The following is a 14,279-nucleotide window of genomic DNA, read 5'->3' on the forward strand; positions in this document are numbered from 1 at the left end:
GTAGCTTCATCACCCACTAAGGAGTTCACCATGAACAAGGATCAAGTCAAAGGTACGGCCAAGGACATCGGCGGCAAAATCCAGCAGGAAGCCGGCAAGCTGGTCGGCAGCTCGGAGCAGCAAGCCAAGGGCCTGAACAAGCAAGCTGAAGGCAAGCTGCAAAAAGGCCTGGGCGACGCGAAAGAAGCCGTCAAGGACATCACCAAAGGCAACCGCAACTAATTGCCGCGGCCCATAAAAAAACAGCCGCCTCGGTGAACGAGGCGGCTGTTTTTGGTTTACCCGTGTTCGAATTACTTCGCCGCTTCCGGCATCAGGTTTTTCTTGAAGAAGGCTTCGATGTTGCCGTACACGTGGCGCTGCGGACCGCGTCCCGAGATGCCGTGCTTGGCGCCCGGATAGGTCATCAGCTCGAAGTGCACGTTGCGCTTGACCAGCGCGTCGATCATGCGCGTGGTGTTGGTGAACAGCACGTTGTCGTCGGCCATGCCGTGCATCAGCAGCAGCGGCGATTTCAAGCCGTCCAGGTGCGAGTACACGCCGCTGTAGTCATAGCCGGCCGCGTTCTCTTTCGGCATGCCCATGAACTGCTCGGTGTAGTGGGTGTCGTACAGCGACCAGTCGGTCACCGGCGCCACCGACACGCCCATGGCGATCTTGTCCGACGCCTCGGCCAGCAGGCGCAAGGTCATGAAGCCGCCGTAGCTCCAGCCGAACACGCCCACGCGCTTGGCGTCGACGTAGCTTTGCTTGCCCAGCCATTCGATGCCGGTGACCTGGTCTTCGACCTCGACCTTGCCCAGCTGATGGTAGTTGGCGTCGGTGAAGGCGCGTTCGCGGCGCGACGCGCCACGGTTGTCCAGGCGCCAGACGATGAAGCCCTGCTGCGCCATGTACTGGTCGAAGAAGTTGCCCCACTTGCGCGCCACGTGCTGCGAGTGCGGGCCGCCGTAGGTCGACAGGAACACCGGGTATTTCTTCGACGCGTCGAAGCCGCTCGGCTTGATCATCGAGTAGTACAAGGTCTGGCCGTCCTTGGCCTTGAGCGTGCCGTATTCGGTCTTCAGGTGGGCGTCCATGTACTTGCCGTACGGGTGGGACGCGTTCAGTTCGTTGTGCTCCAGCCAGCTGATCATGGCGCCGTCCGGACGGCGGATGCTGACCTGCGGCGGCGTGCTCGGGTCGGAGTACGTGTCGACGAACACTTCGCCGTTGCGCGCGAACGACGAGTCATGCCAGCCGTCGCCCTGGGTGATGCGGACCGGCTTGTCGGCCGTGCTGCCGTCGAGCTTGAGCGCGTAGGTCTGGCTGTCGATGACGGCGTCGCGGTTCGACTGCACGAACACGCGGCCGCCTTTTTCGTCCACCGCCAGCACGCGGTCTATGCCCCATTCGCCCCGCGAGATCGGGTGCAGCAGCTTGCCGCTCATGTCGTACAGGTACAGGTGCTTGCGGCCGTTGCGCTCGGACGACCAGATGAAGCCCTTGTCGTTGCCGAGGAAGCGCAGGTCGTCGAAGATGCTGACCCAGGTCGGCGACGTTTCGGTGACCAGCACCTTTTGCGCCAAGGTGGCGGCATCGACCGACACCAGTTCCAGCTTCTTCTGGTCGCGGCTCTGGCGCTGGAACAGCAGCGCCTTGGCGCTGGCGCTCCAGTCGGCGCGCACCAGGTAGATGTCCTGGTTGGCGCCGAGGTCGACGTCGCGGGTCGCGCCGGTCGCGGTAGAGACGATCTTCAGCTGCACCAGCACGTTCGGATCGCCGGCGGCCGGGTAGCGCTGCTCGACCACGTCGGTGCGGTCGGCGAAGATTTCAAAGCGGCGCACCACCGGCACCGGCGCCTCGTCGTAGCGCTTGTAGGCGATGGCCGAGTCGTCCGGCGCCCAGTAGTAGCCGGTGGTCTGCGCCATCTCTTCCTGCGCGACGAATTCGGCCTCGCCGTTGTGGACGGTGCCGGCGCCGTCGCTGGTCAGCTGCTTTTCCTTGCCGCTGGCCAGGTCGAGGATGTACAGGTTCTGGTCGCGCACGAAGGACACGTAGCGGCCTTTGGGCGAGATCTTCGGATCGAGCACGTTGCCGGAGGCGACCATGCGCGCCGCGTCGGGCTTGCTGACGTCGATCAGGTACAGGTTGCCGGCGATCGGCACCAAGAGCTGCTTGCCGTCCGGCGACCAGCTGTAGCTGAGGATGCCCTTGAGGCTGGCGGTGCGCTCGCGCTCGCGGCGGGCCTTCTCGGCGGCCGACAGGTTCTCGTCCGGCACCAGCGTCTTGGAGTCGACCAGGCGGTGGGTGGACTTGTCGTGCAGATTGTATTCCCACAGGTCCATCTGGAACTGGTTGTCTTCGCGGCCGCGCAGGAAGGTCACGCGGGCGCCGTCCGGCGACACCTTCAGGCTACGCACGCCGGGGCCGCTCAGCGACGGGTCGGCCTGCAGGCGGTCCAGCGTCAGTTTTTCGGCGGAGGCTTGGGCGCCGGCCAGCAGCGCAAGGAAGCAGAGAATAAATCGCATGGAGTGAGTGTCTCTCGGTTATCGGAACCCAAGACGATACCAGACCGGCCCGGTTGTGGCGAGATGGCAATATTCTGAATGCGCTATGGAAAACCGTTTTTCCTTCGGCGTAATGTATCGCTATGTTTCTAGCCCGCCGCCACGCGCTGGCGCGCCAGCCGCTGCAAGGCCCAGCTCAGCAGCACGGCCGCCACCGTCAGGCCGATCACCAGCCCGATCCAGAAGCCGGCCGCCGCCATCGGCGCGGCCGGCGTCCACGGTAGCCATTGCGGCGCCAGCCCCAGCCAGCAGCCCAGCGGCAGCGCGAAGCCCCAGAACGCCAGCAGCTGGATCTGCATCGGCTGGCGCGTGACCTTGTAGCCGCGGATCGCGCACGAGGTCGCCACCTGGGTGGCGTCCGACAGCTGGAACAGCGCGGCAAACAGCAGCAGCCGCACGCACACGGCCTGCACCGCCGCGTCCGACGTGTAGGCGGCGGCGATCTGCTGGCGGAACACGACGATGAACAGCGCCGACAGCACGCCGAACGCCAGCGACATCCACACGCCGACCCAGGCCACGAAGCGCGCCTTGCGCGGATCGCCTTCGCCGACCGACTGGCCGACGCGGGTGATCAGCGCGATGCCAAAGCTCAGCGGCACCATGAACACCAGCGAGGTGAAGTTCAGCGCGATCTGGTGCGCGGCGATCTGCACCACGCCGTAGCGCGCCACCAGCAGGCTGACCGCGCCGAACGCGCTGACCTCGGCGAAATAGGTGACGCCGATCGGCAGGCCCAGCTTGAGCATGGCGCGGATCTCCGGCCAGTGCGGCCATTCCCAGTGGGTGAACGGCCACGTGGCGCGGTAGGCCGGCGCCAGGCGCATCCACACCAGCATGGCGCCCAGCATCAGCCACATGCACAGGCCGGTCGCCACCGCGCAGCCGACCCCGCCCAGCGCCGGCAGGCCCCAGTGGCCGAAGATCAGCAGCCAGTTGACGACGATGTTGAAGCCCAGGCCCAGCAGCGCGATGACCATCATCGGCTTGGTCTGGTTGATGCTGGTGCTGTAGCCGTACAGCGTGCGGCAGGCGGCGTACGGCGGCAGGCCGATGCTGATCACGTGCACGAACAGCGAGGCTTGCCGGTGCACGTACGGCGTCAGGTACAGGTGGTCGAACAGCAGCGTGGCCAGGTTGGCCAAGAGCATGGCCACCACACCCACGCCCAGCGCCTTCCACAGCGACTGGCGCACCACGTGCGGCACGCGCGCCAGCGCGCCGGCGCCGACGTCGTGGGCGACCACGCTGTTAATCGCCATCATGGTGCCGCTGACGGTGACCAGGATGATGGACCAGATCGACGCCCCCAGCGACACCGCGCCCAGCTCGTCGGCGCTGGCGTGGCCGGTCATGGCCACGTCGGCCACGCCCATGCCGACGGTGGCCAGCTGGCCGACCAGCATCGGCCACGCCAGGCGCCACAGGGCGGCGGCTTCGAGGCGGATGTTGGCGGGTTTGATGGTATGCGGCATAAGGATGGCGAACGATGGCGGTGGCGTCGGGCCGGCGATTTTACCGCGCCGAGGCCGCCGCCGCATCGTGTTCGATTTCGCGCTCGATTACAATTGCTTGCAATTTAGTAAAATTCGGCCGTCGTCGCAACGGCCGGCCCGCACGTTATGGCTGAACAACAACTAACATCGGTATTCCAAATGAAAACCTTATTGCACCGCCTGACTTCCGCCGCCCTGATGCTGGCCGCCCCGCTGCTGTTTGCCGCCGGCGCCCAGGCGGGCGAGATCACCCTGTACACCCACGCCAACTTCGGCGGCGCCTCGGTCACCTTGCGCAACACCACGCCGGACCTGGTGCCGCTGGGCTTCAACGACCGCACCTCCAGCGTGGTGGTGCGCTCCGGCGCCTGGGAACTGTGCGAGCACGCCGATTTCCGCGGCCGCTGCGTGGTCCTCGAGCGCGGCGAGTACCCGGTGCTGGAAGGCTTCAACGACCAGGTGTCGTCGGCGCGCGAGGTTGCCGGCCGCGGCCGCGATTACCGGGACGGCCGCGACGACCGTGACAACCGCGGCGATAACCGTGACTACCGCGGCGGCGAGCGCGACGGGCGCCATGGCTGGCGCGACGACGACCGTGGCTACGGCCGCCGCGGTGAACCCATCATCCTGTACTCGCACGCCGGCTTCAGCGGCGCCAAGGTCGAGCTGCACAACGACGTCGTGCGCACGCTGACCGACTACGATTTCAACGACCAGACCGGCTCCATCATCGTCAACGAAGGCCGCTGGCAGCTGTGCGAGCATGCCGATTTCGGCGGCCGCTGCATCGTGCTCGAGCCGGGCCGCTACGAGCAGCTGGACAATATGAACGACCGCATCTCGTCGCTGCGCCGCCTGCGCTGACGCGCATGCGTTATCATTCGGGCCACACCCCCGCCGCGGAGACGACCGTCATGAAGACCCTGCTGTGCACCATCCTGCTGAGCGCCGCCGCCGTCCCGGCGGCGCAGGCCGGCGATATCACGCTGTACACGCGCGACCACTTCGGCGGCCCGGCGCTGCAGCTGCACGGCTCGGAGCCGGACCTGGACAAGCTGGGCTTCAACGACCGCACCTCCAGCGTGGTGGTGCACAGCGGCACCTGGGAAGTGTGCGAAAGCAAGCATTACAAGGGCAAGTGCCTGGTGCTGGAAAAGGGCGAATACGCCGAGCTGAAGAACTTCAACGACATGATGTCGTCGGTGCGCGAGCTGGAGCCGAACCGCGACGCCCAGCAGGCCGACAAGGACAAGCCCGGCCGCAAGTGAGCTGGCGCACGACGGTGCGCCGCGTTTTTCGGTAGACTGTGCTGGACGAACTACGGGAGCGCGCGACGTGGAATACAAGGATTACTACCAGACCCTGGGCGTGCCGAAGACGGCCACCGAGGAAGAGATCAAGAAAGCCTACCGCAAGCTGGTCCGGAAATACCATCCGGACGTCAGCAAGGAAGCGGATGCGCAAAAGAAAACCCAGGAGCTGAACGAGGCCTACGGCGTGCTGGGCGACGCCGAAAAGCGCGCCGCCTACGACGAGCTCGGGCGCGGCCACCAGTACCGCGCCGGCCAGGAATTCCGCCCGCCGCCGGACTGGGGCCGCGGCTTCGGCAATGGCGGCGCCGGCGCCGGCCCGGGCGGCTTCGGCGGCGACGCCATGGGCAGCGACTTCTTCGCCGACCTGTTCGCCAACCTGGGCGGCGGCGGCCGCCGGCGCCAGCAGGCGCCGCGGCGCGGCGAGGACAGCCACGCCAGCATCGCCATCGACCTGGGCGACAGCTACACCGGCGCCACCCGCACCATCAGCCTGATGGTGGCCGAACGCGACGCCCACGACCGCATCGTCACGCGCGAGCGCAACCTCAGCGTCAACATTCCCAAGGGCGTGACGGCCGGCCAGCAGCTGCGCCTGAGCGGCCAGGGCCAGCCGGGCGCGGCCGGGCCGGGCGACTTGTATCTGGAAATCCAGTTCCGCCCCAACGCGCGCTACCGCATCGACGGGCGCGACGTCTACGAAACGGTGCCGGTGGCGCCGTGGGAGCTGGCGCTGGGCGGCGAGATCGAGGTCGGCACGCCGTCGGGCAAGGTCACCGTGACGGTGCCGGCCGGCTCGCAGAGCGGGCGCAAGCTGCGCCTGCGCGGGCGCGGCATTCCCGGCAAGGAGGCCGGCGACCTGTACCTGCTGCTGGAAGTGGTGCTGCCGCCGGCCAACACCGAACAGGCCCGCGAAGTGTATCGAACGATGGCGCGCGAGCTGGCGTTCAACCCGCGCGCGGCAGGATGAACGATGGAGGACAAGTCATGGAGGACGAGCGATGGGACAGGCAATAGTAACCGCGGTGCTGGTCGACGAGGCCGCGCTGACGCTCGATGAACTGGCGCAAGCCTGCGCCGTCGAGCCGGACTGGGTGGTGCAGCGGGTGCGCACCGGCATCCTGCTGGACGACGCGCCCGACAGCACGGCCGGCTGGCGCTTCACCAGCGCCGACCTGGTGCGCGCGCGCCGGCTGTGCCAGATCGAGCGCGACTTCGAGGCCAACGACGACGTCGCCGCGCTGGTGGTCGACTTGTCGGAAGAAATCCGCCGCCTGCGCGGCAAGCTCAGCGCCGCCGGAGTGAAATAGGCGACGGCGCGCTGGCGCCGGCCTGCAGCTCGGCCATCGGCGGCCGCGGCCGCGCGGCCTTGCCCGGCTTATCCGCCTTGCCCGCCTTGTCCGACGGCGCGCCGGCCGGCTTGTGCCCGCCGGGCGGGTGGTAGGCGACGCTGGGCGCGCCGGGCACCGGCTGCGGGCGGGCGTCGTGATTGGGCAGCGCCACGCCAGGCTGCTCCAGCTCGAGGAATTGCTGCATCAGCCAGCGCGTGGCCGGCCCCGGCTCCTCGTCGCCGCGCCGTATCACGTACAGCGGGAAGCTGAACGAATTGCCCTCGGCGATGTCGAGCTGCACCAGGCGGCCGGCGTCCAGGTCCCATTGCACGAACTCCAGCGGCATATTGCCCCAGCCGATGCCGCTGCGCAGCAGCGCGTGCTTGGAGCTCAGGTCGCCCAGGCGCCAGTCGCGCAGGGCCAGCACGCCGAAGTCCTGGCCCTTGGTCAGCGTGCTGCGGTCGGTCAGCACCAGCTGGATGTGCTCGCGCAGGATGTCGGTCGGCACCCGGCCCTCGATCTGCGCCAGCGGATGCTCGGGCGAGACCACCGGCACCATCGTGACGAAGCCGCAGCTCTGGCGCTCGACCACGTCCTGGCTGCCGGGCATCCAGCCGCTGATGCCGATATGGCACTCGCGCTCCATCACCAGCTGCGTCACCGCGCCCAGCGCCTCGGTGCGCAGCCGCATCGACACGGTCGGGAATTCCTTCTGGAACGCGTGCAGGATGCGCACCAGCTTGCAGGTCGAGAACATCACGTCGACCACCACCGACACCTCCGCCTCCAGCCCCGACGACAGCGCCTTGGCGCGGGCGCGCATGCCGTCGACCTTCAGCGACACGGCGCGGGCGTCGGCCAGCAGCGCCTTGCCGGCCTCGGTCAGCACCGGCTTGCGCTTGCTGCGGTCGAGCAGCTCGATGTTGAGCTGTTCCTCCAGGTTGGCGATGGTGTAGCTGATGACCGACTGCGTGCGGTGCAGCGCGCGCGCCGCGTGGGCGAAGCCGCCGTGGTCGATGACCGCGATGAACACGCGTAGCTGGTCGAGGGAGGGGAGGCCGGGATCGCGCATGATGGGGTTATCTTGAAAGTTTGATATCGATATTATCGATAAGTAGCATTTAAATTTACACCGTTTCATCGATATTAAACTCGATCTATGATGCATGCAACCAATCTCTTTGAAAGGAAGCACATCATGGCAACCGTACTTCACATCAACAGCAGTGTTCGTCAAAATGGCTCGCTGTCGCGTCAGCTGGGCGCCGAGTTCGTCGCAAAATGGCAGGAAGCCAACCCGTCGGGCACCGTCATCACCCGCGACCTGGCCGCCAACCCCGTGCCGCACCTGACCGAGCAGATGATGGGCGCCTACTTCACCCCGGCCGAGCAGCGCAACGCCGACCAGGCCCACACCATCAAGACCTCCGACGCGCTGGTCGACGAGCTGCTGGCCGCCGACACCATCGTCATCGGCGCGCCGATGTACAACTTCTCCGTCACCTCCGGCCTGAAGGCCTGGATCGACCACGTGGCCCGCGCCGGCCGCACCTTCAAGTATGGCGCCAACGGCCCTGAAGGCCTGGTCAGCGGCAAGAAGGTCTATGTGTTCGTCGCCAGCGGCGGCGCCTACAGCGAAGGCCCGGCCGCCGCCTACGACCACGTGACCACCTACCTGCGCTCGGTGCTGGGCTTCCTCGGCATGACCGACGTCACCTTCATCGTCGCCGAAGGCGTGGCCATGGGCGAAGAAGCGGTGGCCGCCGCCATCGCCAAGAGCCGCACCTCGATCGCCGCGATCGCCGTGTGATGCCTAGCGCCTGTAAGCAACAGTATTTGTCGTAATTAAAGCCCCGCTTGCGGGGCTTTTTGATGGTTACGGTATCATGAAGGCATACATCGTCATGGAGCCTTACATGAAACGGAATCTGCATTTGCTGGTCATCGACCCGCAAAACGATTTTTGCGATTTGCCGGCCAGCCACCGCGCGTCCCATGTGCCGGCGCTGCCGGTGCCGGGCGCGCACCAGGACATGCTGCGGCTGGCCGGCCTGATCAACCGCGGCCGCGCCGGCATCAGCGCCATCAGCATCACGCTGGACTCGCACCACCGCTTCGACATCGCCCACCCGACCTTCTGGATCGCCGCCGACGGCGCGCCGGTGCAGCCCTACACCACCATCAGCGCGGCCGACGTGCGCGCGCAAAAATACCTGCCGCGCCATCCGGCCGCCCTGCCGCTGGCGCTGAACTACCTCGACAAGCTGGAAGCGGCCGGGCGCTACCAGTTGATGGTGTGGCCGGTGCACTGCGAGATCGGCACCTGGGGCAACAACGTGCACGACGACGTGCGCGCCGCCTACGGCGCCTGGGAGGAAGCCTCGCTGGGCATCGTCGCCAAGCTGGCCAAGGGCTCCAACCCGTGGACCGAGCACTATTCCGCCGTGATGGCCGAGGTGCCGGACGCCGACGATCCCGACACCCAGCTCAACACCAAATTCATCGCCACCCTGGCCGGGGCCGACCGCATCTACATCGCCGGCGAGGCCGGCAGCCACTGCGTCAAGGCCACGGTCGAGCACATCGCCGACAACTTCGGCGGCCAGCCGCTGTCCAAGCTGGTGCTGGTGACCGACTGCATGAGCCCGGTCGCCGGCTTCGAGCCGCAGTACCAGGCCTTCCTGCGTGCGATGCAGGCGCGCGGCGTGCAGCTGATGCAGGCCGCCGACGTGCTGCCCGAACTGCTGGCCAACGCCCAGGAAGCGCAATGACCGAGCCCATCGTCCGCAGCCTGCTGGAGACGGACCTGTACAAGTTCACCATGTGGCAGGCGCTGCTGCACGGCCATCCGAACTCGCACACCGAGTACGAATTCGTCTGCCGCAACACGCCGGCCTGGCCGCTGGCCGAGCTGCTGGCCGACGTCGAGCGCGAACTCGACCACCTGTGTTCGATGAGCTTCAGCGACGAGGAGTTGAGCTACCTGCGCTCGCTGCGCTACATCAAGAGCGACTTCGTCGACTTCCTGACGGTGTTCCGCTTCCAGCGCAAGTTCATCACCGTGCGCGCCGACGGCGACACCCTGGCGATCCACGCCAGCGGCCCCCAGGTGCACGTGATGGGCTTTGAAATCTACGTGCTGTACATCGTCAACGAGCTGTACTTCCGCCGCTTCGACGCGGCCGCCGCGCTGGCCGAGGGACGCGCGCGGCTGGGCGCCAAGATCGCCGCGCTGAAGGCCTTCGGCGCCGAGCCGGCCTGCCGCAACCCGTTCGAGTTTTCCGACTTCGGCACCCGCCGCCGCTATTCCGGCGCCTGGCACGACGAGGTGGTACAGCGGCTGGCGCGCGAAGTGCCCGAGTATTTCAAGGGCACCTCCAACGTCTACCTGGCGATGAAGTTCGGCCTGGTGCCGATCGGCACCATGGCGCACGAATACATGCAATCGTTCCAGGCCTTCGGCGTGCGGCTGCGCGATTTCCAGAAGGCCTCGCTCGAGGCCTGGGTGCAGGAATACCGGGGCGACCTGGGCGTCGCGCTGACCGACGTGGTCGGCATGGACGCCTTCCTCGACGACTTCGACTTGTACTTCGCCAAGCTGTTCGACGGCCTGCGCCACGATTCGGGCGACCCCGTGGTGTGGGGCGAAAAGGCGCTGGCGCACTACGCCGCGCTGCGCATCGACGCCAAGACCAAGCGCCTGGTGTTCTCCGACGGCCTCGACCTGCAGACCGCGTTCCGCCTGTACCGCCACTTCGCCGACCGCATCATGACCGGCTTCGGCATCGGCACCCACCTGACCAACGATGTCGGCCTGGTGCCGCTGAACATCGTCATGAAGCTGGTGTGCTGCAACGGCCAGTCGGTGGCCAAGCTGTCGGACTCGCCCGGCAAGACGGTGTGCAAGGACGAGACCTTCCTGGCCTACCTGCGCCAGGTGTTCCACCATCCGGCGCAGGCGGCCGGCGGCCAGACATGACTTATCTGTACCTGATCAACTTCGGCATGTTCGTCATCATCGGCGTGGCGCTGCTGCAGGTGTGGCGGCGCCATCCGGCCCAGCGCTTCACCTGCGACCTGGGCTGGTCGACCTTGTTCGCCTCGCTGCTGTCGGCCGGCTACCTGATCCGCATCTCGGCGCCGGCGCCGTTCAACGCCGTCGGCCTGCCGCTGATGGTGGCCGGCGCCATACCCAACGTGCTGTTCCTCAGTTCCGGCGTGCTGCACCTGACCGGCCGCCGGCTGACGCGCGGCGCCGCCATCGCCATCGGCCTGGGCGCCGCCGTCGCGCTGCTGGCGCCCGGCTACCGCATGCTGACCTGGCCGCTGTTCAACATGGCGCTGCTGGCCGGTCTCGGCCTGCTGGCCACGCGCTGGCTGTGGCGCGACCAGCCGCTGGAGCGGCTGGTCGGGCCGATGCTGTTGCTGCTGAGCCTGGGCCAGCTGCCGGTGGTGCTGTACGGCGAGCAGGGCATCGCCGCCAACATCCTGGTCGCCACCTTGCTGCGCGCGGCCATCGGCGTGATGTTCGGCCTGTCCGCGCTGGAAGGCGCGGTGCGCGACGCCGGCAAGGTGGCGGCCCGCTTCCAGCTGCTGACCGAGCATTCGGTGCAGGGCGTGGTGGTGACCGACGGCAAGCGCATCCTGTACGCCAATCCCGCCGTGCGCGGCATCTACGGCATGCCGCTGGGACTGGGCAACTACGTGGTGTTTGCCGACCTGCCGCCGGAGAGCTTCAGCGACGACACGCTGCAGCACTACCACGGCCTGTTGCAGACGCAGCAGCTCGATATCGCCAGTTGGGAAGGCCGGCGCGAAGTGGCGGGCGGCCGCGAGCTGGAGCTGCGCTTCGAGGCGTGGCGGGTCGAGTGGGACGGCGTGGCCGCCACGCAGATCCTGATCACCGACGACACCGAGCGCAACGCCAGCGCCCGCGCGCTGGTGCACCAGGCCACGCACGACAAGCTGACCGGCCTGCCCAACCGCACGGTGCTGATGCAGCGGCTCAAGGAATACTGCTACCTGGCCGACGGCACGCTGCAGTGCACGCTGGTGGTGGTCAACATCGACCGCTTCAAGCTGTTCAACCAGAGCCAGGGCCAGCTGGCCGGCGACCAGGTGCTCAAGGCCTTCGCCGCCGCCGTCAAGCAGGCGCTGGGCGCGCGCGCCGAGCTGATGCGCCTGGGCGGCGACGAGTTCGCCATCGTCGACCCCGACGCCAGCAACGCGCGCGACATCGCCGGCCGCCTGCTGAGCGCGTGCGAGCAGGGGCTCAAGGTGGGCGGCAGCGAATACTACATCGACGCCTCGATGGGCATGGCGGTGTTCCCCGACCACGCCGGCAACGCCGACGGCCTGCTGCGCGCCGCCAACGCCGCCATGTACCAGGCCAAGCGCACGCCGGGCACGTCGCTGGCGATGGCCGAGCAGCGCTTCGAGCTGATGTCGAGCAAGGCGCTGGAAAACGAGCAGGCGCTGCGCAAGGGCATCAAGAACCAGGAAATCTACCTCGACTACCAGCCCAAGATCGACGCCGTTAGCGGCAGGCTGCTGGGCTTCGAGGCGCTGGCGCGCTGGATGCGGCCGGACGTGGGCATGGTCAGCCCGGTCGAGTTCATCGCCATCGCCGAGCGCACCGGCCTGATCGGCGAGCTGGGCGCGATGCTGCTGGAGCGCGCCTGCCGCCAGATCGCCGCCTGGCGCGCCGAGATCGGCCACTGCGTGCCGGTGGCGGTCAACGTGTCGCCGGTGCAGCTGCTCAACCGCGGTTTCTTGCAACTGGTCGAGCGCACGCTGCAGGAAACCGGCATCCCGCCGCATTGCCTGACCTTGGAGATCACGGAAAGCGCGGCGATCGACAACCTGGACGACACGCAGCAGCAGCTGCAGCACCTGAGCGGGCTGGGCATCGACGTGGCGATGGACGATTTCGGCACCGGCTTCTCGTCGCTGAGCATGCTGCGCAAGCTGCCGCTGAGCACCCTGAAAATCGACCGCGGCCTGATCGATCCGCTGCCGGCGCCGGACGCGGTGGCGGTGGTGACGGCGATCTGCCAGCTGGCCGCCGCGCTGAACCTGCAGGTGGTGGCCGAAGGCATCGAAACGCTGGAGCAGGCGATCGCCGCGCGCGACGCCGGCTGCCACGAGCTGCAGGGCTTCTTCTATGCCCGTCCGCTGACGGTGGCCGACGCCGGCGACTGGATGCGGCGCGAGCGGGCGTCGGCCGGCGACGACGAACCGACCGCGCTGGCGGGGTGACGGGGCTGGCCGGGCGGCTTAGGCCGGATGGGCGCCGAAGCCGCTCATGATGGCGTCGGCCTTTTCGCGGTCGTCGTCATCGTAGATATCGACGGTCAGCATGGCGCCGCTGCGCATGCGCGCCTGGGCGGCGGCGGCCGGGCCGCCGGGCGTCAGCGAGTCGAGGATGTTGCCGACGGTGCTGGTGGCCACGTTGGGCGGCAGCGGCGTGTGCTTGGTCAGCTTGACGCTGGCGATGGGAAAGCCGTTCGACAGCAGGGCGCTGCGGGCGCTTTCGGCGTCCGTCACCTGCTCGAAGTTACGGTGGATGGTGCGGGTCATGATAGCCTCCGGAGTGAGACTGCGCTGTCGATGGCAGGCTCAGAAGCCGGCCACCACGGTTTCAAAATGTTCGACTTTCGGCGGCAGGGCGAAGTGGTTGCCGACCAGGCCGCGCCAAGTCTGGAACCCCGGGCTGCCGCGAAAATCGACCATGTGGTTGTCCACTGTCTGCCAGCCGACCACCAAGTGATACGTATCCGGCACCTCGATGTCGCGGTCCAGGCGCATCGACAGGCAGCCGGTGGCGGCCTTGAACACCGGCACCGCCTCGGCGACCGCGGCCTGGAAGGCGGCGTGGGATTCGGGCTTGATGTACAGCTCGGCGATTTCATAAATCATGGGCATTCCTTAATTTCTGCGGATGCCCCTATTGTGCCTCAAGCGCGGCCGGCGTGCGCAGGATGAACAGCATGGCCTGTTGCGCCAATTCCTTGACGTCGGCGCCGTTGCCGGGTTTATACCACTGCACGGTCCAGTTCAGCGCGCCGAAGATCAGCAGGCGGTCGAACTGCGACGGCATGGCCCAGTCGCCCGAATGATGCAGTGCAGCGATCGCGCGGTCCCAGACCGCCTCGTAGCGGTCCTTGAGCGCGACGAGACGCTCGCGCGCCGGCTCGTCGAGCGAGCGCCATTCGTACAGCAGCACGGCGATGAAATGGTGGTCGGGCGCAAGCAGGGTGTGCAGGTGGACCTCGACCAGCCGGCGCAGCATCTCGCGCGGCGGCAGCGTCTGGCTGGCGATGGCTTCGATCTCGGCCAGCGAGCGCTCCATGCCCTGTTCCATGATGGCGGCCAGGATGTCCTGCTTGGTCTTGAAGTGGTAGAACCAGCTGCCGGCCTGGATGCCGGCGGCGGCGGCGATGTCGCGCACGGTGGTGTTGTCATAGCCCTTGGTACGGAACAGCTGGGCCGATTTCTCGATCAATTCCGCGCGCAGGCCGCCGCTTTCCCCTTTCTGGGGACGCCCGCGTTTCTTCGGGCTGGGAGCGGTATCAGAGGCGGCGTCGGGCATGA

Annotated in this window: 15 protein-coding genes; 9 read left to right on the forward strand and 6 right to left on the reverse strand. The window is 67.3% G+C overall.

All coding sequences use genetic code 11. The annotated features are described in order from the left end of the window. The first annotated feature begins 30 nt into the window (after positions 1 to 30). Positions 31 to 222 (forward strand): CsbD family protein, encoded by a 192-nt coding sequence (locus ACSQ3S_RS09050; protein WP_176655021.1) that lies wholly within the window; start codon positions 31 to 33, stop codon positions 220 to 222. Positions 223 to 293: 71 nt separating this feature from the next. Here the strand turns inward: ACSQ3S_RS09050 and ACSQ3S_RS09055 are convergent, their stop codons facing one another. Beyond that, complete coding sequence (locus tag ACSQ3S_RS09055; RefSeq protein ID WP_436142166.1) at positions 294 to 2,510, reverse strand: S9 family peptidase; 2,217 nt, start codon at positions 2,508 to 2,510, stop codon at positions 294 to 296. 128 nt (positions 2,511 to 2,638) lie between these two features. Next, entirely contained in the window at positions 2,639 to 4,024 is a 1,386-nt protein-coding gene (locus ACSQ3S_RS09060) for an MATE family efflux transporter (protein WP_436142167.1), read from the reverse strand. A gap of 180 nt (positions 4,025 to 4,204) precedes the next feature. Here ACSQ3S_RS09060 and ACSQ3S_RS09065 point away from each other — a divergent pair, with 180 nt between their 5' ends. From ACSQ3S_RS09065 to ACSQ3S_RS09080, 4 genes are all read left to right on the forward strand, one after another. Further along, positions 4,205 to 4,909 carry a beta/gamma crystallin family protein gene (locus ACSQ3S_RS09065; protein ID WP_436142168.1) on the forward strand — a complete coding sequence of 235 codons (705 nt, stop codon included), beginning with the start codon at positions 4,205 to 4,207 and terminating at the stop codon, positions 4,907 to 4,909. Positions 4,910 to 4,959: 50 nt separating this feature from the next. After that, a complete protein-coding gene (locus tag ACSQ3S_RS09070) occupies positions 4,960 to 5,313 on the forward strand; it encodes a beta/gamma crystallin family protein (protein ID WP_176655025.1) in 354 nt (117 codons plus the stop codon). Between the two features lie 67 nt (positions 5,314 to 5,380). Next, the gene (locus ACSQ3S_RS09075; RefSeq protein ID WP_176655026.1) at positions 5,381 to 6,325 is read left to right on the forward strand and encodes a DnaJ C-terminal domain-containing protein; all 945 of its coding nucleotides are present in this window, start codon (positions 5,381 to 5,383) and stop codon (positions 6,323 to 6,325) included. 31 nt (positions 6,326 to 6,356) lie between these two features. Then, positions 6,357 to 6,665 (forward strand): chaperone modulator CbpM, encoded by a 309-nt coding sequence (locus tag ACSQ3S_RS09080; RefSeq protein ID WP_176655027.1) that lies wholly within the window; start codon positions 6,357 to 6,359, stop codon positions 6,663 to 6,665. Here ACSQ3S_RS09080 and ACSQ3S_RS09085 read toward each other — a convergent pair. After that, entirely contained in the window at positions 6,643 to 7,758 is a 1,116-nt protein-coding gene (locus ACSQ3S_RS09085; RefSeq protein ID WP_436142169.1) for a LysR family transcriptional regulator, read from the reverse strand. The two genes, ACSQ3S_RS09080 and ACSQ3S_RS09085, sit on opposite strands and share 23 nt — an antisense overlap. Before the next feature lie 126 nt (positions 7,759 to 7,884). On the opposite strand from ACSQ3S_RS09085, the gene ACSQ3S_RS09090 reads away from it, so the two are divergent. The 4 genes from ACSQ3S_RS09090 (at position 7,885) to ACSQ3S_RS09105 (ending at position 12,944) form a co-directional block, all read left to right on the forward strand. Further along, positions 7,885 to 8,496, forward strand: a complete 612-nt coding sequence (locus tag ACSQ3S_RS09090; RefSeq protein WP_176655029.1) for an FMN-dependent NADH-azoreductase — start codon at positions 7,885 to 7,887, stop codon at positions 8,494 to 8,496. Between the two features lie 106 nt (positions 8,497 to 8,602). Further along, on the forward strand, positions 8,603 to 9,457 hold the full coding sequence (locus ACSQ3S_RS09095; RefSeq protein ID WP_176655030.1) for a cysteine hydrolase: 855 nt from the start codon (positions 8,603 to 8,605) through the stop codon (positions 9,455 to 9,457). Continuing rightward, positions 9,454 to 10,665 carry a nicotinate phosphoribosyltransferase gene (gene pncB, locus ACSQ3S_RS09100; RefSeq protein WP_436142170.1) on the forward strand — a complete coding sequence of 404 codons (1,212 nt, stop codon included), beginning with the start codon at positions 9,454 to 9,456 and terminating at the stop codon, positions 10,663 to 10,665. Before ACSQ3S_RS09095 ends, pncB begins: the two co-directional genes overlap by 4 nt. Beyond that, entirely contained in the window at positions 10,662 to 12,944 is a 2,283-nt protein-coding gene (locus ACSQ3S_RS09105) for a putative bifunctional diguanylate cyclase/phosphodiesterase (protein ID WP_436142171.1), read from the forward strand. The genes pncB and ACSQ3S_RS09105 overlap by 4 nt, the downstream gene beginning before the upstream one ends. Before the next feature lie 18 nt (positions 12,945 to 12,962). Here the strand turns inward: ACSQ3S_RS09105 and ACSQ3S_RS09110 are convergent, their stop codons facing one another. From ACSQ3S_RS09110 to ACSQ3S_RS09120, 3 genes are read right to left on the reverse strand one after another with little or no spacing between them, the layout of a single operon-like run. After that, positions 12,963 to 13,265, reverse strand: a complete 303-nt coding sequence (locus ACSQ3S_RS09110) for a hypothetical protein (RefSeq protein ID WP_176655033.1) — start codon at positions 13,263 to 13,265, stop codon at positions 12,963 to 12,965. A gap of 39 nt (positions 13,266 to 13,304) precedes the next feature. After that, entirely contained in the window at positions 13,305 to 13,604 is a 300-nt protein-coding gene (locus tag ACSQ3S_RS09115) for an antibiotic biosynthesis monooxygenase family protein (protein ID WP_176655034.1), read from the reverse strand. Between the two features lie 28 nt (positions 13,605 to 13,632). Continuing rightward, on the reverse strand, positions 13,633 to 14,277 hold the full coding sequence (locus tag ACSQ3S_RS09120) for a TetR/AcrR family transcriptional regulator (protein ID WP_436142172.1): 645 nt from the start codon (positions 14,275 to 14,277) through the stop codon (positions 13,633 to 13,635). Between the last annotated feature and the right edge of the window lie 2 nt (positions 14,278 to 14,279).

It is taken from the genome of Duganella sp. LjRoot269, assembly GCF_964254095.1.
In the GTDB taxonomy this organism is placed as follows: domain Bacteria; phylum Pseudomonadota; class Gammaproteobacteria; order Burkholderiales; family Burkholderiaceae_D; genus Rugamonas; species Rugamonas hordei.

Coding starts and splice junctions, on each gene's coding strand:
- ACSQ3S_RS09050 (WP_176655021.1), top strand. CDS start 31: ATGAACAAGGATCAAGTCAAAGGTACGGCCAAGGACATCGGCGGCAAA.
- ACSQ3S_RS09055 (WP_436142166.1), bottom strand. CDS start 2,510: ATGCGATTTATTCTCTGCTTCCTTGCGCTGCTGGCCGGCGCCCAAGCC.
- ACSQ3S_RS09060 (WP_436142167.1), bottom strand. CDS start 4,024: ATGCCGCATACCATCAAACCCGCCAACATCCGCCTCGAAGCCGCCGCC.
- ACSQ3S_RS09065 (WP_436142168.1), top strand. CDS start 4,205: ATGAAAACCTTATTGCACCGCCTGACTTCCGCCGCCCTGATGCTGGCC.
- ACSQ3S_RS09070 (WP_176655025.1), top strand. CDS start 4,960: ATGAAGACCCTGCTGTGCACCATCCTGCTGAGCGCCGCCGCCGTCCCG.
- ACSQ3S_RS09080 (WP_176655027.1), top strand. CDS start 6,357: ATGGGACAGGCAATAGTAACCGCGGTGCTGGTCGACGAGGCCGCGCTG.
- ACSQ3S_RS09085 (WP_436142169.1), bottom strand. CDS start 7,758: ATGCGCGATCCCGGCCTCCCCTCCCTCGACCAGCTACGCGTGTTCATC.
- ACSQ3S_RS09090 (WP_176655029.1), top strand. CDS start 7,885: ATGGCAACCGTACTTCACATCAACAGCAGTGTTCGTCAAAATGGCTCG.
- ACSQ3S_RS09095 (WP_176655030.1), top strand. CDS start 8,603: ATGAAACGGAATCTGCATTTGCTGGTCATCGACCCGCAAAACGATTTT.
- pncB (WP_436142170.1), top strand. CDS start 9,454: ATGACCGAGCCCATCGTCCGCAGCCTGCTGGAGACGGACCTGTACAAG.
- ACSQ3S_RS09105 (WP_436142171.1), top strand. CDS start 10,662: ATGACTTATCTGTACCTGATCAACTTCGGCATGTTCGTCATCATCGGC.
- ACSQ3S_RS09110 (WP_176655033.1), bottom strand. CDS start 13,265: ATGACCCGCACCATCCACCGTAACTTCGAGCAGGTGACGGACGCCGAA.
- ACSQ3S_RS09115 (WP_176655034.1), bottom strand. CDS start 13,604: ATGATTTATGAAATCGCCGAGCTGTACATCAAGCCCGAATCCCACGCC.
- ACSQ3S_RS09120 (WP_436142172.1), bottom strand. CDS start 14,277: ATGCCCGACGCCGCCTCTGATACCGCTCCCAGCCCGAAGAAACGCGGG.